Below are 20,768 nucleotides of genomic sequence, written 5' to 3'. Positions count from 1 at the left end.
TCTCCCCTTCTTTCATTGGACAATTCGATTGCCAGTCAGCTGGTTGGCTGGCCGTTGAGCAGCAGGCGGAATAACAATTACAGGTTGCTTTGTTTGATTGACCTGAATTTCTTGCCCGCTGCTTTCGTTAGATGCTTCAGTCATCTGTTTTTCTTCTACGACAGCGTCTGATTTGATTTGATCAGTAGCTGGTTTTTCTTGCTCTACTTCATCATTTGTCACTGGCTCCTGATCATAGAAGCTTAAATTGTATGCTTCGATTAGTGCAATCAATTTCTTGTCATAAGCCGTATCGGTTGCGTACTTTCCAGTTAAGGCTTTCGCTGCTTCACGGAAGGTTGCTGCATTTGATTTCCACGTTTCTTGATAAAAACCAGTATTTCCTGAAGGTCCTTTTTTCAAAAGGGAAGCATAATCTTCCAATGAGTCTTTATAGCTGGGATACTGGCGAAAAGCTGAACGGATCGTATAGAGTTGTCCGTCGCCTTTATCCTCTTGGGTACTAAAGGACACTTGCTTTCCTTGATAACTGCCTTTAATTCCAAACAAATTATGATACGGCGGACGAGCCAATTGACTGTTTCCAGATCCGGTTTCTAAAATTGCCTGTGCGATCATCACTGAGGCATATATGTCTTCGTTCCAGGCAATCGCCTGAGCATCTTTTCCAATTGTTTGGATGAATTCTTCGGTCGTTTGATTCTTTGTCACCGAAAGCTGGTAATTCTCTTCTACCTTCGTTGCAGGTACTACGGATATCTGATCTTTGACAACTGCTTCCGGAACTGTCTGTGAAGCAACTGCAACTGACTCTTCTGTTGCCTTTTCTGATTCCTTCGATGTAGTTATTGAAGCGGTCGGTTTCCATTCTACTGACTCACTTTCCATAATTTCTTCTGTAGAAAAATCTACTGAAGAACTAGTTGATGCTATTGGTTTTCCACTAGTTGTACTGACAGCGGTGTTGCTAGCTGCCACACTAGATACGGCCCCCTGCTGAGACGAAACTAATTCCTTCGTTTCAGCTGATACTATCAGCTCTATTTGTGTTTGATAACCCGTAGTGATAAAAATGCCTGTTACTAAACTACCAAGTAAAATCTTACCCTTCATTAAGGGTTCCGCCTTTCTTGTGGACGTGGTTGAGGGCGTTCTCTCGGTTTTCTTGGTCTCGCTGCCGTTTGTTGAAGTTTCAATAGAACACTGTGATAATGTAAAGCTGTCATTCGTAAATAAACAGCTAATATCATCAATAACAGTAGTAAAAATAATTGGCTGACCGTTACAACCTCCTGAAAATCAGTAAAGTAGAAGAAGATTCCCAACACAATAACTCCCAAAAGTACAACCAAAGAGAAGAGCCAATATACCCAGTACCAAAAAGAATACCATTCAATTTTTTCTTGTAATGTCTTCATACTTATTTGTTCCCCTCTTCGACAATTCCTAAAATTTGTTTTTCTGCAACCAAACCAAACATTCGACTATCTTTCGAAATGGCCCGATTATCTCCAAGCACAAAATAATAATTTGGAGGGATCGGCTGGTCATACAGGTCATCCCAGTCAAATGAATCTGTTTCGGATGCAAATCTGTCAGCAATTACTTTCCCACTAATAAATAATTGACCACCTTTAACGTCAATCCGCTCTCCTGGTAGTCCAACAACTCTTTTAAGGTACAACGCTTCAGGATCGTCTGGAGGATGAAGTACTACTACGTCAAAACGATTAGGTTTGTGATGTGATATCACTTGGACCAGTTCCTGTTCCCAAAATGTTGGATTCATAGATTCACCACTAACTGAATATTTAGGATAAAGCCAAGAATAAAGCCGGAACAAACTTAAAAAAACTAAGTAAGTGGAAATGAGTAAGCCAACAAACCTGACTGAATAACTTCTTTGGCCAATAGATTTGTCCTTTTTACCTCAGCCAACCTCCTGGGCAAAGTTAGGTGAAATTTCCTTATGCTCTCTTACATATTTTTCTAGTATCGAGCTCTCACCTTGCAAAAGATCAAAGTAAGCAGCTTTCCCCAATAAATTGTCGTAATCCATTTTCATCAGTTTCACATAGGGTTTTCTAAACCAGGGTCTAGTATGGACCTTAGCTCGAGATTCAATAACTTGGCATTCATACAGTACAAAATGAATATCCCGTGTAGAAAGGTTTGCTTTAATCTGCTTCACTTGATCTCGTTCGTAAACTAATTTATTACCTGTAACAGTCATTTTTTCAGTCTTATTAATCATTTCACCATTCAAATTCCACATTTGCTCTAAAAAGCGAGCTTTTTGCAATAGGTAGGTATACTCTCGTAAGCTGATTGTTAACCGTTTATCCCAGTCGCTTTCCTCTTTGGTGTAATCTTGATCAAAGTATTGAATACCGCTGTGAAGCATAGAAAGTTCAAGCTTTTCAATGACCATTTCAAGCTTCTGATTGACTGCCCTTAGACGAGCCTTGCTTTGACTCTCTTGTCGAACATTCTCTTCTTGAACAGGATTAAACATCGTCTCTACTGCTTGTGTTTCAGTCTGATTAACTACTTCTGAATTTTCGTTTGTTGTTTTCTTTATGTGTTGTTCGCCTAAGTCTTTTATCAATTGTTCAACATGCTTGACTGGGTCTGATTCCAAAAGTGGGAATTGCTGGCTTAAGCTTTCTTCCAAACGAACAGCAAAAGGAAAACCTGTTTCTTGATAGACCAGAGGTATAAAATCAACACGATACGTTTGTCTCCCGTACTTAGGAGGTTCCGTTTGGATCTTCGTCCACGCAAATTGCGGAAAGAATTGATGGATTGCCTGCCAAAAATCTGACCAGTCAAATCCTTCTGCTGCGATTAACAACTCAACATGGTAACTGCTATCCATAAATTGAAACAACTGTTGAAAATGTTGAAGAATTTTTTCTCGTTGTTCATTGCTTAATGTTCCGTGAGGTGCATATAGATATTCACAAGTTTTTTCGATTTCTACTAAAACCGGAAACGAAATTAGTTCCTCCTGCATTGCAGGAGCAGGGGTAGGGTATAAGGTCACTTGACTATCGAATTGCATCACCAACGTTCACCCTTTCTGCTATTCATCTTCTAGCAATGCATCACTGTTAGCCAATAAACGCACAAAAAATTGTGTTGTTTCTTCCTGCACAGATCGTAGACGTTTGCGGTAATTTTTTATTTCCTGCTTCATCACACGCAATTCAAGAGAAGCATCATGAAGTACTTGGTGAGCTTCTTGTTCGGCCTGACTTCGAATTCCTTTAGCTTCAAACTCTGCGCGTTCTAAAATGGCACGTTCCTGTTTCTTGGTTTCAATCAGAATAGTTGCCAATTCAGCCTTCATTTCTTCATTATCTGTTTGAGCCTTTTTTAGTTCTTCAATTTGCAAGTGCGCTTGCACTAAAGCTTCTGATTGATCCTTTTGATTGTTTTGTAATTGTGTCCTTAACTGTTTGTTTTGCTCGCCTATTTGATCCAGTTGTTCCTCGTGATCAATTTTCTGATCCTTTAATTGTTGTTTAATCTGTTCTTGCAGCTTTTGGATGGCTTTTTCTTTGTCCATTTTTTGTTCTTGTAAACTTTGTTCTTTTTCCGTTAGACTAGATGCCATATTGGTCATTTCAGTATGTTTAATTTCTAATTGATACTTTAGCTGTGATACAGTTTCCTCCAAACGCTCAATCTCTTGCTGAGTTATAGATTCCTGTTGTGCTGCGGAGTCTCTATCAATATCTTGGGAGAAATTTATTCGCTCTTCATTGTTAGATTGTTTCTCATATCGTTGGTCATAATATTCATCAATGTTCGCTCTTCTTCGCGGTCTGTTCCGATCATTACGACCATATTCAGAATATGTTTCAACTGGGCGTTCAAAATCATCTTCTGGATACGAATCATATTCGTACTCTCCTTCATACCCTTTGTTATCATACTCATCATAAAAATAGTCATCTTGTTGCTGTTCCTGATATGCGTCTCTTTTTTGCTTGCCAAACCCGAACATTCAGGCTCCTCCTTTGCTCTACTTTTGTTTCTTTAAGGATCTATAACTTTTCTAATAATTTCCTTCTAATTTCACCTCTTTCCTTAGGTCCGTGATATACTTTTTACTAAGAGAGACTTGATTTTCTTTCTTAGTTTTAGTAAAACTAAGAAAAGTCTCAAAGAAAACTATGCAACAACAAAAAAGAGCTACCATTTGACGGTAACTGACGGGTTAAATATTTATATTTAATGTCCCAAAAGATTTAAAACATGTCATTTAATCAGTAAAATCATTAGTAAGAAGAATCTTAACTCAACAAGAATTAATGAATCTACTTTTTTTAAACTATCCACAATGTAAGCGTTTTCTTGGAAAAAGATAAAAAAAGACCCGCTATAACGTATTTCAGTTATTTTTGAAAACGTTTTAGCTAATTGCTTTTTCCATTTGTGCTATAACTTGGATACGCTGTTTCATTAACGAACCAGCATAAGTATCCAAAGTCATCTGTGTGGAGCTGTGCCCCATTAAGGCACTCACACTTACAACATCTCCGTTGCTTTCAAGACAACGAGTAGCAAATGTATGACGAAGCTGATGGAAATGGATTTTATCTAAACCAGCTTTACGCCGAATTGCATGAAAACGATATGTTAATAGGCGCGGTTCAACCGGTTTCTGCTTATTCGAAACAACAAAAGTACTGGAAGATTCTATTTTTTGTTGAATTAAAATCCGCTTTAGTCTTTCACTCATTGGAATAGTTCTAGTAGCGGAATGAGTCTTGGAATCTGTATATATTAATATTGTTTTACTGCCTTCTCTGACATTCAAAGTTCGCTGGTAAGTCGTTTTAATATGGATCAGATTATATTGAAAATCAATGTCTTTCCAGCTTAGGGCTGCGATTTCACCAATTCGTAAGCCAGCATGAAGGGCTAAAAATACAGGTAGACCATTTCCATTTTTTTCACATAAAGCAGCCTTTTCTAACTGATGTTGTTCTTGTAATGTAAGGGCCTGATTTTTTTCCTTGATTACCTTTGGAAGTTTAATTGATTTAAATGGATTTTCCTTAATGAGTTTTTTATGAACAGCAAAATTCACACATTGATTCACAATTCGAAAAATCGAGTGAATTGTTGAAGCTTTTAGTTCACGCTCTTGAAGTGACTGAAGTAATTCTTCACTAATGTTCTCATTTAGCTCATTTAAGCGATACTGACCAATCACTGAAAGTACATAGTGGTTCAATTTGTGTTTATAGTTTGCATATGTAGATTGTTTAATGGCAACACTTGTTTCATTTAGCCATATATCTCCCCATTCCTGTAAAGAAATAGCAGAGTTGCCTTGAATTTCCTGAATTAGTTGATATTTTAATTTAAGTGGATAAAGCTTCTTACGAACGGCCTGCAAAGTTTTACCGTACACTGATCCATATTTAGTTTTGCCATTGGATTTTTTTCCAATTGGATACCTTCCTTCCCATCTTTTATCTTTTCTTCGATAGATATTTTCGCCTCTACGCATGTTTTTCTCCTTTTCTAAAAATCGACGGTAATTTTGACGGTAAATAGATTCTATTCTATTAATACCGTTGTTGTCAGTTTTTTGAACTAGCATTTCGTGCCATCTAAGTGTCAAAAATTTATTTTGATTATTTTTTAAAAAGATATTGCGTATTTTTTCTTCGTAATCTATAATAAAAAACGTGAAGTAAAGAAAAAATAAACAAGCATTGTTTCTAATCCTCCTTCTTCATGGTCTTACTAAAACTAAGAAAATTCTACTCTTTTAATAGCAACAATATTTTTCATTCCTAACTCTGTAAATAAAATAAGCAATTAGATTTGCTCAAGAACTTATTATATAATTTCCTCAAAAATTTATCATCAACTTTCTGCATTATGTTTTTTTCTAATTAACAACCAAACCATTTTAAAACTTCCAGTTTAATCTAACAAAAATATATCTAAAACTATCTAACTTTAGTTTTTAAAAATTCTTTTAATAGATTATTACTACCTTCAAATCTGAAAAAATTATGCTTTCCAAGATTGATCATAGAGAAAATATATCGTTATCTTTCTTTGTAAGTCGTAATGAAACTTTTTTTTGATAATCTTTATATTTGTTTCCTTTTTTTAAGCCACAATCAAAACCACCAGTATGAACAGGTGGTTTTGATTGTGGCTTAAAAGCCTCTTTTATCGGTCAAGATTCAAAGGCATTCTGAAGAGGCTTCCTTGCGTACCACCTTTAGTGAATCTCTTTCTATTTCTTTTTATTCGTAAACGATACGTTTCCGAAATTTTGGGGCAAATACGATGTGACCTTACATTTCCTACTTGTGTGTAATGAACTTCCCTTGTGCTTCTTTATCTGGACACCGCCTAATTTGTTTATGATGTGGTCAGTCACCCTTTATCAATTTAGCGTTTTAGAAAGCTTTTTTATTACCACTCTTGAGCCTCAATGGAACCACCAGCATAGTAAGTAGTTTTCAAGGCACAAAAAAATCAGACAATACAAAAGAGGTATTGTCTGATTGAGAATTTAATTTATACTAAATGTGGATTGGCATTCCAAGAGCTAACTCAGAAGCATCCATCACAATTTCTCCTAAAGATGGGTGTGGGTGAATAGTTAATGCAATATCTTCTGCATTCATGCCTGATTCGATTGCCAATGCTAATTCGGAAACCATGTCACTGGCACCAACACCAGCAATTTGTGCACCGATAATTACATTGTCTTCAACAGTAGTCACTAAACGGATAAACCCTTCTGTTTTAGCTAAGGACAACGCACGTCCGTTCCCAGAGAATGGGAATTTGAAAGCTTTTGCTTCAAGTCCTGCTTCTTTAGCTTCCTTAATAGTCATACCAACAGAAGCTAATTCTGGATCAGTAAAGGCAACAGCTGGCATTGCTTTATAGTCTACAGCTACTTTTTTACCAGAAATGGCCTCAGCAGCAATTTTTGCTTCATAGCTAGCTTTGTGAGCTAGCGCTGCTCCAGGTACAATATCCCCGATCGCGTAAATATTTGGAATATTGGTGCGCCCTTGTTTATCCACTTGAATTAGTCCGCGTTCGTTCATTTCAACACCAGCTTGTTCTAATCCCATATCATTTGTGTTAGGACGACGGCCAACAGTTACCATTACGTAATCTGCTTCGACAGTTTCTTCCTTGCCATCTACTTCATAACGGACGCTTACACTGTCACCATTGTCAACGGCTTCACGAGCCATTGCTGAAGTAACGATTTTTACGCCTTTTTTCTTGAAGTCTTCCTCAACAATTTTAACCATATCTTTTTCGTAAGTAGGTAAAATTTGTGGTGTTCCTTCAATAATGGTTACTTCTGAACCTAGGTTAGCATACGCAGCACCTAGCTCAGCACCGATTACGCCGCCACCAATGATAACAAACTTTTTCGGTACTTCTTTCAATGACAAACCACCAGTTGAATCTAATACTCGTCCACCAAATTTGAAGCCTGGGATTTCGATTGGGCGTGATCCAGTCGCGATAATCGCATTGTTAAATGAATAAGTTTGCGCAGAATCCGGGTGGATCACGCGCAACGTTTTATCATCCACAAAGAAGGCTTCTCCTTCAATAATTTCAACTTTGTGTTTCTTCAATAGGAATTTTACGCCAGAAGTTAATTTGTTAACCACGCCGTTTTCTTTCCATTCTTGGGTTTTTTCAAAGTCTAATTTAACGTTCTCGGCAGTCACACCAAAGGTTGAAGAATCCAACGCTTCTTGGTAATGATGTCCAGCTGAAATTAGGGCTTTTGAAGGAATACATCCGACGTTTAAACAAACGCCTCCGATGAATTCTCGTTCAATGATGGCAACCGTTTGTCCCATTTCAGCGGCCCGGATAGCGGCAACATATCCGCCAGGTCCGGAACCGATCACGACTGTATCTAATTCAATAGCAAAATCTCCAACTACCATGCTTCTATCATCCTTCCATTAGTAATAATTCTGGTTCAGCCAATAGACGTTTGATGTTGTTCATGGCTTGTTGAGCAGTTGCACCATCGACAATACGGTGGTCAAAGCTTAGTGAAAGTTTCATTACGCGGCCAACAGCTAATTCACCTTCAGCATTCACAATTGGTTGTTGAGCAATCGTGCCCACACCTAGAATGGCTACTTCAGGGTAGTTGATGACTGGTGTAAAGAAGCCGCCGCCTACTGAACCGATATTTGAAATTGTAATTGTTCCGTTACGCATATCGTCAGCGGAAAGTTTACCGTCATGAGCCATTGCTGCTTTTTCGTTGATTTCATCAGCGATTGCAAACATGCCCTTCATGTTAGCATTTTTGATATTTGGTACATACAAACCAGCATCCGTATCTGTTGCGATACCGATATTGTAATAATTTTTGTAGACAATTTCTTGAGCTGCATCATCAATTGAAGCATTCAAGACTGGATATTTTTTAACCGTTGCAGTTAAGGCTTTAACAACATATGGCAGGAAGGTTAACTTCGTGCCGTTATCCGCTGCAACCTGTTTGAATTTCTTACGATGATCCCAAAGTTTAGATACTTCAACTTCGTCATGCAAGGTTACGTGAGGTGCAGTGTGTTTACTGTTAACCATTGCTTTAGAAATTGCTTTGCGCATTGGTGTTAGCTTTTCACGAGTTTCCATTTCTCCCATGTTAGAAGTGAATGGTTTCGCTGGTGCTGCTGATTTCGCTGATTCAGTTGAAGCAGAAGCTTGTGGTGCTTCCTGACTTTCAGCTGGTGCGCTGGCTTGTTGACCACCAGAAGAAAAAGCATCAATATCTTTCTTAGTTACTCGGCCGCCTTTACCTGTTGCGCTGACTTGAGTAATATCAATATCTTTCTCACGAGCATATTGGCGAACCGACGGCATAGCCAAGACACGTTTGTTTGGATCAGCTGCTTCAACAACCGGTCCTGCTTCAGCAGATGTTTCAACTGCTTCGGTTGATTTGCTTGCTTCAGCTGGTGCAGCAGTTGCTGTATCGCTGTTGTGTCCAGGTGCATCAATTTCTACTAAAACGTCTCCTACGTTAGCAACCGTACCTTCTTCGACAATAATCTTTTTGATTGTTCCAGTTACTGGAGATGGAATTTCTTCCACTGATTTATCGTTTTGTACTTCTAATAATGTATCGTCTTCTTCGATCTTGTCGCCATCCTTAACGAACCATTTTACGATTTCGCCTTCAGCAATTCCTTCACCAATATCTGGTAATTTGAATTGGAAGACTCCGCCTCCGTCGTTATTACTAGCAGCTTCAGTTGGTTCAGCCGCTGGATGAGCTGGTGTTTGAGCTTCAGCAGGTGCTGGAGAAGCTTCTTCACTATCGTCCTCATGTCCAGGAGCATCGATTTCAACTAGGATATCGCCAACATTTGCGACAGTCCCTTCTTCGACTACAATTTTTTTAATTGTTCCAGTTACTGGAGATGGAATTTCCTCCACAGATTTATCATTTTGTACTTCTAGTAATGTATCGTCTTCTTCGATTTTATCGCCTGGTTTTACGAACCATTTTACGATTTCACCTTCTGCGATACCTTCGCCAATGTCTGGCAGCTTGAATTGGAAAGCCATGTTTGTATTCGCTCCTTTTCTTAAAACTCTACGATTTCTTTCACTTTTGCTTCGATATCTGCTGCATTAGGAAGCCAGATGCCTTCTGCTTGTCCAAATGGGAAAATCGTATCTGGAGCAGAAACACGTCCAATTGGTGCTTCTAATGAAAGAATAGCACGTTCGGAAATTTCGGAAATGACTTGAGCAGAAACACCTGCTTGTTTTTGCGCTTCTTGGACAACGACTACCCGACCAGTTTTTTCAACTGATTTGATAATTGTTTCCACATCTAGCGGTGCAACTGTACGCAGGTCAATAATTTCAGCGTTGATATTTTCTTTCGCCAAGTTGTCGGCTGCTTTAACCGCTTCACGAACCATCGCACCATAAGTGATGATGGATACATCAGAACCTTCTTTAGTGACAGCTGCTTTATCCAAAGGCACTTCATAAATTCCTTCCGGCACTTCTTCACGGAACGAACGATATAATTTCATATGTTCCAAGAAGACTACTGGATCGTTGTTGCGGATTGATGCAATCAACAAGCCTTTCGCATCGTATGGATTTGATGGAATAACCACCCGTAAACCTGGTGATTGAGCCATTAATCCTTCTAAGTTATCTGAGTGAAGCTCAGGTGTATGCACGCCGCCACCAAACGGTGCACGAACAGTCACTGGCAAGTTACGAGTATTACCCATACGGTAACGAGTACGCGCCATTTGACCTACGATTTCGTCCATGGTTTCAAAAACGAATCCGAAGAATTGAATTTCGGGAACTGGACGAAAGCCTTCAAGTGCTAAACCAAAAGCTAAACCACCGATACCTGATTCTGCTAAAGGAGTATCAAATACTTTTTCTTCACCAAATTTGTCTTGCAATCCTTCTGTTGCTCGGAAAACACCGCCGTTTTTACCAACGTCTTCACCGAAAACTAGGACATCTTCATCTTTTTCAAGCATCAGAGCTAAGGCATCTGTAATTGCTTGGATCATTGTTTTTTGTGCCATTTTTATTTCGACTCCTTCGCTTCGTAAGTTTCAATTTGTTCTTTAATATTTTGTGGTTGAACTTCGTACATATTTTTCAAGAAATCAGATACTTTTTGTTTTGGTGCCCGATCAGCATCAGCAATTGCTTGCTTGATCTCTTCTTTTGTTTGTTCAATCACTTGTTCTTCTTTTTCTTCATTCCATAAACCTTTTTCTGTTAAATAGTTACGGAAGCGAACCAATGGATCTTTTTGCTGCCATTCGTCATCCATATCTTTGGTACGGTAACGAGTTGGGTCATCCCCTGATAATGTATGTGGACCATAACGGTAAGTCAAAGCTTCGATTAAAACTGGGCCATTTCCGTTTGCTGCCCATTCACGAGCCGTTTTAGAAACAGTGTACATTGCTAATGGATCCATTCCATCTACTTGAATACCAGGAATTCCGGCTGCAACTGCTTTTTGAGCAAGTGTTGCTGCTGCAGTTTGTTTTTCTCGTGGTGTTGAAATCGCGAAACCATTATTTTGGATATAGAAAACTGCATTTGCATGATATGCACCTGCAAAGTTAATTGCTTCATAAAAATCACCTTGAGAAGATCCACCATCACCAGTGTAAGTGAAGACAACGTTCTTTTTCTTACGTTTCTTCAAGCCTAATGCTACTCCGGCTGCTTGCACGTATTGCGCACCAATAATGATTTGTGGTGGTAGTGCTTGCAAGTCATCAGCATATAAGTTTCCGGCAACATGACCGCGAGACCATAGGAAAGCTTCAGACAATGGAAGTCCGTGTTGAACAAGTTGAGGTACATCACGATAACCTGGAAGTAAAACATCTTCTTTTTCAAAAGCGAAATGGCTGGCAAGTTGACTTGCTTCCTGTCCTGCTGTTGGTGCATAGAAGCCCAGGCGTCCTTGACGGTTCAATGCAGTTGAACGTTGATCCAACACACGAGACCAAACCATTCTTGTCATCAATTCTACTAATTCTTCGTCAGTCAATTCAGGAATCAAATCCTCATTTACGACTTTCCCCTCTTGATCAAGTGCCTGATATACTGGGAAATCTGCGTTGATCTTTTCCAGTAGGGCTTCAAAATCAATTGCATTCTTTTTCTCTGCCATGTTGTAACACAATCCTCTCTTTAAGTCTTTAGAAAGTGATACAGACCTTCAATCTGTATCATTGTTCTGTTGCTTACATATCTAAAGTAACATTTTTATTACTGAAAGACAACCAATATGCTGTAGTATTTTGAAGAAAATGAAGCGATTTTCTCCAGCGAATTGTGACAAAAAAAACAAACTCTTCTTATTTCAAGTTTCTTTTTCTTTAAATACTGAAAACGTTCTACCTAATCTCTTGCCTAAAGGATCGCTATATTAAGGTTCTTTAATTATCTTATGTTAAGTAATTTCCATGTGAAATTAGAAACGATCTAAACTAGGAGTTATTATTGTAAATGCAAAAAAAGAAACAGAGTAACGAAATTCGTTACTCTGTTACAATTAGATCCATTCTTTTGCAATTTTTATATAAAGGAACTTAGCAAATTGAACTGCAGCCATATATGCAGCTACAATCCCTACAAACCAAATCCAGTAGCTAGCAGGTAATTGCACAAATTCAAATTGTTCGCGGAATGGTGATAAAACAATAATCATTCCTAAAACGACTGCAGCCATGATACTGCTAAAAACTGGCAAGGAAGGTCGACTTTGAATGAATGGAACTTTTCGGGTTCTTACCATCAGTACGACTAAAGCTTGCGTAGCTAATCCAACCATGAACCAGCCGGTTTGGAATAAGCTTTGATTTGCTACCGTATTTGCCCCAAATACAAACCACATAACTAGGAAAGTAATCACATCGAAAATGGAGCTGACTGGACCGATACAAACAGTGAATTTCATTAGTCCTTTTGTTTCCCATTTCGTTGGTGTTAATAATTCCTCGTCGTCTACGTTGTCCCAAGGTATAGTCAGTTGAGCAAAATCATAGATCAAGTTTTGCAATAGCAACTGTAAAGAAAGCATTGGCAGAAATGGTAGGAAAGCACTAGCAATTAAGATTGAGAACACATTTCCAAAATTGGAACTGATGGTAATCTTAATATATTTCATCATGTTACTAAATACTCGGCGGCCTTCGATTACACCACTTTCTAGTACATCCAAGCTTTTTTCTAAAAGAATAATTGAACTAGCATCCTTTGTAATGTCCGCAGCAGTATCTACTGAAATGCCTACATCGGCTTTTCGTAATGCAGGTGCATCGTTAATACCATCGCCCATAAAGCCAACTGTGTGACCTTTTGTCTGTAAGGATTCAATAATTCTAGCTTTTTGCATAGGATTCAATTTAGCGAATAAGTGAATTTTATCTGCAGCCTGTTGTAGTTCTTCATCACTCATCTGATCCACTTGATTACCTAGAACAAATTTATCCGCATCAATTCCAACATCTTGGCAAACTTTTTGAGCTACAATTGCGTTGTCACCCGTCAAAACTTTTACATCCACTCCATGTTCATGTAAAGAAGAGATAGCAGTAATTGCAGATTCTTTTGCAGGGTCCAAGAAGCCCATGAATCCAATTAGAGTCATATCTTTTTCGTCTTCTGTGCTATAAACTGCTTCATCATGAGCATCCCTTTTTATAGCTACTGTGATCACCCGCATCCCTTGACGATTCATGCGTTCATTAACCTGCTGTAATTCCTGATGCAGTTCTTCAGTAAATTCCAATACCTCTCCATCAATTTCAACATATTTACATATAGAAGCCATTTCTTCAACAGCACCTTTTGTAATCATCCATTGATGCTCATCAGCTTTTACTACGACAGTTAATCGGCGACGAGAAAAATCAAAAGGTATTTCGTCAATTTTTTGAATCGACTGAAAAGGCACTTGCCGGTTTTCTTCTTCATAGTAATTAATCACAGCAATGTCCATCAGATTTTTCCAACCTGTTTGGTAATTCGAATTCAGAAAGGCCAAATCCAATACTTGAGTGTTTTCTTTACCTAAAGGATCAAGATGCTGAACCAATACTACTCGGTCTTCGGTGATGGTTCCTGTCTTATCCGTACACAAGACATCCATACTACCCAAATTTTGAATAGATGGTAATTCTTTCACAATCACTTTATGCTTCGACAAGGTCAAGGCACCTTTTGCTAAATTAGAGCTGACAATCATTGGTAACATTTCTGGCGTTAAGCCCACTGCTACAGCGATAGCGAAGAAAAATGCATTGCTCCAATCACCTTTTGTGATGCCATTAATTAAGAACACTAATGGGAAAAGTACCATAATCAAGCGCAACAATACTTTACTGACACGGGCTAAACCGACATCAAAGGTTGTCTTGCCGCGTTTGGTTGTGGCATTTTTCGCAATGTCGCCAAAGAAAGTCTGTTGCCCAGTCTTTAAGATAATTGCCCGACCTTGTCCACTTAATACGTCCGTTCCCATAAAAACTAAGTTTGACATATCCAATGCATTGTTCTCATCATCTGAAGCAACGGAAGCAGACTTTTCAACTGGCATTGATTCTCCAGTCAAAGAAGACTGATTCACAAATAAATCCTTCGTCCAAATTAATACTGCATCTGCTGGAATCATATCTCCAGTTGCTAAAGTTAAAATGTCTCCCGGCACCACTTCATCCATTGGAATTTCTTTTGTTTGGCCTTCACGCGTAATTGCGGCCGTATTCTCGATCATTTCTCGTAATTCAATACTAGCTTTTTGTGAACGATATTCTTGAATAAAGGTAATCAGCACGCTGGCTAAAATCATTATTCCCATAACCACAGCTGCTTCATAATCAGAAGTCAAAAAAGAGACAACCATTAATAAGGCCAATACATAAACAAACAAATCATTAAATGCTTGAAGAAACAAAATGATTGCAGGGGTTGGCTTTTGAGCCGATACTTCGTTGGGACCATATTCTTCCAGTCTCGCTTTAGCATCTTCTTCTGATAATCCGTTTAAAGATGTTCGCAGATTCAGGAACAAATCACGATCCGGTAATAATGCGAGTTTTTTCAACGCTTGATCTTTACTTATTTTTCGTGTGATGAGGCTCTTTTTGTTCATCATCATATTTCCTCCTACCAGCAGAGAAAATCAGTGTCTTCCCTACATTTTTAACTATTTTCGGTCGACTCTCATCTGGATAGTCCATGACTCATCACCGTCCTTTCTTTATTGGCAAAGCAAAAAGCGCGCGCTCGATAATGAGCGCGCGCAAAAATAATCACGGTCATCGTCGAGCTTTAGCACTATAGGGCGTAGACAGTTTTATCTGTCAGCTGCGTTATGAATCACCTTCACGATGATTCCTGTTCCACCAACTAAGAGTCTCTCGATTCTTTCGCGGCAGCAGCTTGTGTCCATATAGGAGCCTCACCTAACAATTTATACAATTTCCACTTTTACTATAGTAAAGATAGCACTGAGTGTCAACAAAAAGAGCAACTTATGTGAGAATTTGAAAAGAAGTTGAACAGTATGTTCTCTGGGTCTCCCTATTTAAAAAGAGAAGAGATAGTAACAATTCTTCAAGCTTTTATTCTTTTAACAAACGTTGTTCTTTCACAAATTCATCGATGGTAACATTTGGCTTATTACTAAAATAATCCGCAAACTTTTTACTCCACAATTTAGTTTCTCGGGCTTCAGCAAAAACTTCCATGGTTTGATCGTACGCTTCAATTTCTCCGTAATCATACTCTTGATAACCATCATAATGAACAACTGTTTTTTCCGGTAAGCGTGGCTTAATACGCATTTCCATAGTAGGCTTACCAATACTTAACCCAGCCACTGGCAGTACGTAGTCGGGAAGGTTCAGTAATTCACTGATTTTTTTTATATCTTTACGAATGCTGCCCACTACCACGCTACCTAGTCCTAATGCTTCAGTTGCAACAACAGCATTTTGCAAAGCTAGTGCAGTATCAGTGACAGCCGTGATCAGTGGATCGATTCCTTCAGCAATTGAGTAGTCCACTTGATAATGCTCTGCTACTTTCTGTGTGCGTTTTAAATCTGCAACAAACAATAAGAAAACCGAACTTTTCAGCATATGAGGATTACCTGGATTAAGCTCAACAAATTTTTGGCGAAGTTTTTGGTTCTTGACTACAATGATGCTGTACATTTGACCATTCATCCAGCTGGGTGCTTGACGGCTTGCATCCAATATTTGTTGTAAATCCTCATCTGGCAATTGATAGTTCTCATCAAAATCCCGATAGGTACGATGATTATTTAATACTTCAATTATCTCTTTCATACTTACGACCTCCTATAATTTCTGATATCTTTTGCAGTTTAACAAAAAAGATGTAACACTCCTCTTCTGTCATCCGGGAATAATTCACCCGCATAGCCATTGTATCATTACTAAAGAGAAATGAGGGAGCTACCAAGAGCTTTTCTTGTAAAAAAAGACCCCAATCTTTGCGAGTCAACTTTTGGTGACGCCACTTCAGCCAAACGTAAAGTCCTCCGTCGATCTCTTCAAATTGCCAATCGCTGGAAACTGATTGGGCACAGCTATAGAAACAATCCCTCTTATGTTTGAGAGTGTCAATCAGCTCTTGACGATTAGTTTCGAAGGACTGATCGGTCAGTGCCGTATACGCGACTACTTGAGGGAAAACGCTAATAGAGAAATCCATCATTTGTTTAGCCTCAGATAAACGCTGAATCAGACTTTGATCGGCAACAATCCAACCGATCTTAATGGAGGAACCGAAAATTTTTGACAGTGACCCTAAATAAATCACTTGGTGAGGAGCCAAAGATTTCAGTGAAGGGGGAAGCTGTAAAAAGTTTAGTTCACCAAAAACATCGTCCTCTACAATTGGCAGCTGGTATTTTTCGCTCAAAGCAATTAATTGTTTGCGACGTTTCAAAGTCATGGTGTTGCCAGTGGGATTTTGAAATGTCGGATTTACGATAATTAACTTAACTCTTTTGGCTAGAATCAATTGCTCTAATGCCTCGATCTGCATTCCCTCTTCATCCATTGCCACACCGTATAATCGAACACCAGCTGTATCAAAAATTGGTAAAGAGTACAAAAATGAAGGATCTTCAATCGCTACACTGTCTCCGGCTTCAAGCATCACCTGCAACAACAGAAATAACGCTTGTTGGGCACCAGAAGTAATCAATACCTGATTAGTTGCTGCTTCTAATCCCTGCTCTCTATACAACCGTTCGCATATGATTCTCTGTAAAGGCGGATAACCTAAATCCCTCTGTTTCTTTTCTTCAATCAGCAACTCCTCCCAAGTATACGCAGGTAAACGAAAATCTGGGATTAAATCTAATGGCAGTTCTCCTGTGTATAGATCTAAGGTCTGAGTATCTTTCTGAATTTCATGCAGCTCCAGCAGATAGGGTTCTGTTTGTGGCGTTTCTCTGCTTAATAATTGCCGCCAATTCATGCGAGGTGTCGCACTACGTCCCCATCTCCCCTCGTTAACCAATGTACCGCTGCCTTGTTGACGAATAATCCAACCCAAGCTAACTAATTCCTCCAAAGCATGGACCACAGTCGAACGATTCACTTGATAGCTAGCAGCCAGTTTACGTTCAGAGGGTAAACGATCCCCTGGATTTAATTGTCCCTTTTGAATGTATTCAATGATTTGTTCCATGATTTGCTGATAAACAGGTATCTTTTTAGTGCTATCTAATTTCCACATACTAGGACCTCATTTTTATTGGATGGCTTAAAACTAAACCAATTTTATAAGAGTGTCAATACTAAATAGATTTTAACCTAAACAAGTATTACTCCCTTAACAAAACTATCCAAAACTCCTTTTTTGTTTAAACCTTCTCAGCAAATGCCAACTTTCTCTCCGAATTTGTTACAATAGACAGGTAATGTGCAAACAAGATCAATGAAGGTGAGGAATATTCATGATTAAAAATATCGTTTTTGATTTAGGTAATGTTCTGGTTAATTATGAGCCAACAAAGTTTATCACGAAATTTACAAATAATTCTCTTCATCAAAAGTTTTTACTTGAAAATATTTTTTTAACTGCGGAATGGATTGATTTTGACCGTGGAACCATTACAAAGGATGAAATTGCTCGTCGAGCGCTCAAAAAAGCACCTGCTGAATTAAAAGAAATTATCCCTAACATTTTAGCTACTTGGTACCAAGAAATCATGCCTATTCCTGAAATGGAAGCTATTGTAAAACAATTAAAAGATCAAGGCTATAAACTTTATGTTCTTTCAAACGCTCCAGATGATTTCTATAAATACGAAAAAAATATTCCTGCGTTGAAGTACATGGATGGTATCTTCGTAACTGCTGATTGGAAAATAATTAAGCCAGAAGCCCAAGTTTACTATACTTTTTGTCATCATTTTCAGCTGATTCCCTCTCAATGCATTTTCTTAGATGATCTGCCAGTAAATGTAGCGGGCGCCCGAGCAATCGGGATGGAAAGCTTTGTTTTCCGCAAGAATCTCTTTGCTCTAAAAGAATATCTAATTGACTTTGATATCGAAATAACTATTTAAAAAGATCCCGCTGCAGCTGATTAAAAGCTGTAACGAGATCTTTTTTTATTGAAATACTAAAATGTATCTTTCTTAAATAGTGTCACCATTAAAAATAGAATTTTTCACAACAACATAATCCACTGTCCGAATAGCTTCAAGATCATTTCCACCAGCATAAGAAATTGAAGACTGTAAATCTTGCTGCATTTCTATTAAGGTATCTGCTAAATTTCCTTTATAGGTTATCCAGATTTTTTTCCCCTCGACATTTTTCTTTTCGCCCTTTTGAAATTCTGAAGCGCTACCGAAGTATTCTTTATAAACCACACCATCTTGAACCATTGTTTCTCCTGGTGATTCCTCATGACCAGCAAATAATGAACCAATCATCACCATTGATGCTCCAAAACGAACAGATTTTGCAATATCACCATGAGTTCGAATTCCGCCATCTGCAATAATTGGTTTACGCGCAGCTTTTGCACACCAAGCCAATGCTGCTAATTGCCAGCCACCTGTTCCAAAACCTGTTTTAATCTTCGTAATACATACTTTACCAGGTCCGATACCGACCTTAGTCGCGTCAGCACCAGCATTCTCCAATTCTCTGACTGCCTCTGGCGTTCCTACATTTCCCGCAATTACGAAAGTTTTTGGCAATAATTCTTTAATATACTTAATCATCTTAATCACTGACTCTGAATGTCCGTGGGCTATGTCAATTGTAATATAATCCGGAATCAGTTTTTTATCAGCCAATTCTTTTACGAAGTTGTACTCACTTTCCTTAACACCTACACTGATAGATGTAATTAAGCCTTGTTTCTCCATCTTTTTGATAAAAGGAATTCTTTCCTCTTCATAAAAACGATGCATGATATAGAAATAACCATTTTTTGCTAAAAATTCGGCAATTTTTTCGTCAATAATTGTCTGCATGTTGGCTGGAACCACCGGCATTTTAAAAGTGTGTTCACCTAAAGTTACGCTAGTGTCGCATTCTGATCGACTGTTTACAATACACTTATTGGGAATTAATTGAATATCCTCATAATCAAATACTTTCATGAATTTCCTCCATAAATTGAATGACGTAAAAAAACATAGGGTTTTTCAGCCCTATGTAATTTACAACAATTCAAAATAAAAAGCAAGCTTTTTTTAAATAATGTTCGTGAAAACCGAACATTCCACTAAACTTTTTGGGTTTCTCTTAATTTTTTTGCCTGGAGGCTAACTAGATAGATGACATCTTCCATCTCAGCCTCAGTAGTAACGTCCATTTCAAATTGCTTAGTAGCTTTCGTCACGTGGGCATACTGTTCTTTAAATTCATTAGACATTACCTGCAACATCGGATCGAGGTAACTCCGACTAAATTCTGGAAAAGGTGTTACTACAGAAAAGTAATCATTATGAATAATGATTCGGCATAAAACGCCGTCATATTGAGCCACTTCAATATACCAACCAAATCTTTTCTGAAACATAATTTTGATTTCTGGATCATAATGTCGATTTAATTGTGCAAGTAAAATTTTCAAGTAATGGGCATTCGGTAAAAAGTCCATAAACTGATCTAAATCCGGCTTGGCTGCTTCCATTTGGGATGTTTGCCATTTGTTTTCCATATCACTCGCCTCTTTCATTAAGGTAAGTCATTTCCTGCAGCGAGATAGATACTATACCAATCTTCTCTCGTTAAGACTACATCCGCTGCCTCAGCAATTTCCTTAATTCGCTGTTCGTTCATTGTTCCAGCAATGACTTGCATTTTGGCTGGATGACGTAAAATCCAAGCACTTGCTAACCCTGTCGATGTAGTACCATAACGTGTTGCCAGTTCTTTTAATTTTTCATTTAGTTCAGGAAATTTAGGATTATCAATGAAGACACCCTCAAAGAATCCGTATTGATAAGGCGACCATGCTTGGATGGTCATATCATTAATACGTGAGTAGTCAATTAATCCACCATCATGATATAAACTGCGTTCATCCGTCATATTCACGTGAATTCCTTGATCAATCATTCCGGTATGCATAATTCCAAATTGTAATTGATTAGCTACTAACGGTTGCTTTACAGCAGTTTTTAGTAAATCAATTTGACTTGGATTCTGGTTGCTTACACCAAAATGACGAACTTTTCCTTCTTTTTCTAGCTTAGAAAAGGCTTCTGCCACTTCTTCGGGCTCCACCAATGCGTCTGGACGGTGGAGCAGCAAAGCATCCAAATAGTCTGTACCTAGACGTTGCAGACTCCCCTCTACGGCTTTAATAATATGTTCTTTTGAAAAATCGAACATAACACCCGGAACAATCCCGCATTTACTTTGGATAATCAAATCTTCTCGTTTAATGTTCGTTTTTTTCAACGCATCACGGAAAACCTCTTCGCATTCACCGTTACTATATATGTCTGCATGATCAAAAAAATTAATGCTATGCTCAACCGCTGTCTCGATCACTCGAACAGGGTCTTTTGCTTTATTCATTCGCATACAGCCTAAAATAACGGCTGAAACTTCTAAATCAGTCGAACCAAATTTAATCTTCTTCATGAAATATCTCCTTTTCCGATTCTCTAATCGTTTTATCATAATCAGTTTACCATT

17 protein-coding genes and 1 riboswitch are annotated in these 20,768 nt (G+C 38.3%); of the genes, 1 reads left to right on the top strand and 16 read right to left on the bottom strand.

The genetic code is table 11. The annotated features are described in order from the left end of the window. Positions 1-12: 12 nt before the first annotated feature. The 13 genes from IGI46_RS12400 to IGI46_RS12340 form a co-directional block, all read right to left on the bottom strand. On the bottom strand, positions 13-1,113 hold the full coding sequence (locus IGI46_RS12400; RefSeq protein WP_429963420.1) for a glucosaminidase domain-containing protein: 1,101 nt from the start codon (positions 1,111-1,113) through the stop codon (positions 13-15). Next, positions 1,113-1,418, bottom strand: coding sequence for a hypothetical protein (locus tag IGI46_RS12395; protein ID WP_429963419.1), 306 nt, complete (start codon positions 1,416-1,418; stop codon positions 1,113-1,115). Before IGI46_RS12395 ends, IGI46_RS12400 begins: the two co-directional genes overlap by 1 nt. 2 nt (positions 1,419-1,420) lie before the next feature. Then, positions 1,421-1,843 carry a signal peptidase I gene (lepB, locus tag IGI46_RS12390; protein ID WP_429963418.1) on the bottom strand — a complete coding sequence of 141 codons (423 nt, stop codon included), beginning with the start codon at positions 1,841-1,843 and terminating at the stop codon, positions 1,421-1,423. 87 nt (positions 1,844-1,930) lie between these two features. Further along, a complete protein-coding gene (locus IGI46_RS12385; protein ID WP_429964963.1) occupies positions 1,931-3,064 on the bottom strand; it encodes a hypothetical protein in 1,134 nt (377 codons plus the stop codon). Between the two features lie 21 nt (positions 3,065-3,085). Continuing rightward, a complete protein-coding gene (locus IGI46_RS12380) occupies positions 3,086-4,012 on the bottom strand; it encodes a hypothetical protein (RefSeq protein ID WP_429963417.1) in 927 nt (308 codons plus the stop codon). Between the two features lie 408 nt (positions 4,013-4,420). Further along, on the bottom strand, positions 4,421-5,527 hold the full coding sequence (locus IGI46_RS12375; RefSeq protein WP_429964962.1) for a tyrosine-type recombinase/integrase: 1,107 nt from the start codon (positions 5,525-5,527) through the stop codon (positions 4,421-4,423). A gap of 1,036 nt (positions 5,528-6,563) precedes the next feature. Next, positions 6,564-7,970 (bottom strand): dihydrolipoyl dehydrogenase, encoded by a 1,407-nt coding sequence (gene lpdA / locus IGI46_RS12370; RefSeq protein ID WP_429969590.1) that lies wholly within the window; start codon positions 7,968-7,970, stop codon positions 6,564-6,566. Positions 7,971-7,977: 7 nt separating this feature from the next. Then, positions 7,978-9,615, bottom strand: coding sequence for a dihydrolipoyllysine-residue acetyltransferase (locus IGI46_RS12365; protein ID WP_429973527.1), 1,638 nt, complete (start codon positions 9,613-9,615; stop codon positions 7,978-7,980). Positions 9,616-9,635: 20 nt separating this feature from the next. After that, entirely contained in the window at positions 9,636-10,613 is a 978-nt protein-coding gene (locus IGI46_RS12360; protein WP_429963414.1) for an alpha-ketoacid dehydrogenase subunit beta, read from the bottom strand. Positions 10,614-10,615: 2 nt separating this feature from the next. Continuing rightward, positions 10,616-11,725 carry a pyruvate dehydrogenase (acetyl-transferring) E1 component subunit alpha gene (gene pdhA / locus IGI46_RS12355; protein WP_429963413.1) on the bottom strand — a complete coding sequence of 370 codons (1,110 nt, stop codon included), beginning with the start codon at positions 11,723-11,725 and terminating at the stop codon, positions 10,616-10,618. A gap of 384 nt (positions 11,726-12,109) precedes the next feature. After that, positions 12,110-14,710, bottom strand: coding sequence for a magnesium-translocating P-type ATPase (mgtA, locus tag IGI46_RS12350; RefSeq protein WP_429964961.1), 2,601 nt, complete (start codon positions 14,708-14,710; stop codon positions 12,110-12,112). A gap of 157 nt (positions 14,711-14,867) precedes the next feature. Next, a riboswitch (M-box (ykoK) riboswitch) is annotated at positions 14,868-15,038 on the bottom strand. A 144-nt stretch (positions 15,039-15,182) separates the two neighbouring features. Next, a complete protein-coding gene (locus IGI46_RS12345; RefSeq protein WP_429963402.1) occupies positions 15,183-15,911 on the bottom strand; it encodes a nitroreductase family protein in 729 nt (242 codons plus the stop codon). Continuing rightward, complete coding sequence (locus IGI46_RS12340) at positions 15,895-17,334, bottom strand: PLP-dependent aminotransferase family protein (RefSeq protein ID WP_429963401.1); 1,440 nt, start codon at positions 17,332-17,334, stop codon at positions 15,895-15,897. Before IGI46_RS12340 ends, IGI46_RS12345 begins: the two co-directional genes overlap by 17 nt. A gap of 220 nt (positions 17,335-17,554) precedes the next feature. Here IGI46_RS12340 and IGI46_RS12335 point away from each other — a divergent pair, with 220 nt between their 5' ends. Beyond that, positions 17,555-18,169 (top strand): HAD family hydrolase, encoded by a 615-nt coding sequence (locus IGI46_RS12335; RefSeq protein ID WP_429963400.1) that lies wholly within the window; start codon positions 17,555-17,557, stop codon positions 18,167-18,169. A gap of 72 nt (positions 18,170-18,241) precedes the next feature. On the opposite strand, the gene guaC is transcribed toward IGI46_RS12335, so the two are convergent. From guaC to IGI46_RS12320, 3 genes are all read right to left on the bottom strand, one after another. After that, a complete protein-coding gene (gene guaC / locus IGI46_RS12330) occupies positions 18,242-19,219 on the bottom strand; it encodes a GMP reductase (RefSeq protein ID WP_429963399.1) in 978 nt (325 codons plus the stop codon). A 125-nt stretch (positions 19,220-19,344) separates the two neighbouring features. Beyond that, positions 19,345-19,782 carry a DUF3788 family protein gene (locus tag IGI46_RS12325; protein ID WP_429963398.1) on the bottom strand — a complete coding sequence of 146 codons (438 nt, stop codon included), beginning with the start codon at positions 19,780-19,782 and terminating at the stop codon, positions 19,345-19,347. Positions 19,783-19,799: 17 nt separating this feature from the next. Beyond that, positions 19,800-20,714: an aldo/keto reductase gene (locus IGI46_RS12320; RefSeq protein ID WP_429963397.1), complete on the bottom strand. Its 915-nt coding sequence runs from the start codon at positions 20,712-20,714 to the stop codon at positions 19,800-19,802. Positions 20,715-20,768 lie beyond the last annotated feature (54 nt).

This window comes from Enterococcus sp. AZ163, from assembly GCF_050498925.1.
GTDB classification, from domain to species: Bacteria; Bacillota; Bacilli; order Lactobacillales; family Enterococcaceae; genus Enterococcus_A; species Enterococcus_A ferrettii.
Note: the sequence above shows the minus strand (reverse complement) of the source record. Positions and strands in the feature narration are given on the sequence as shown.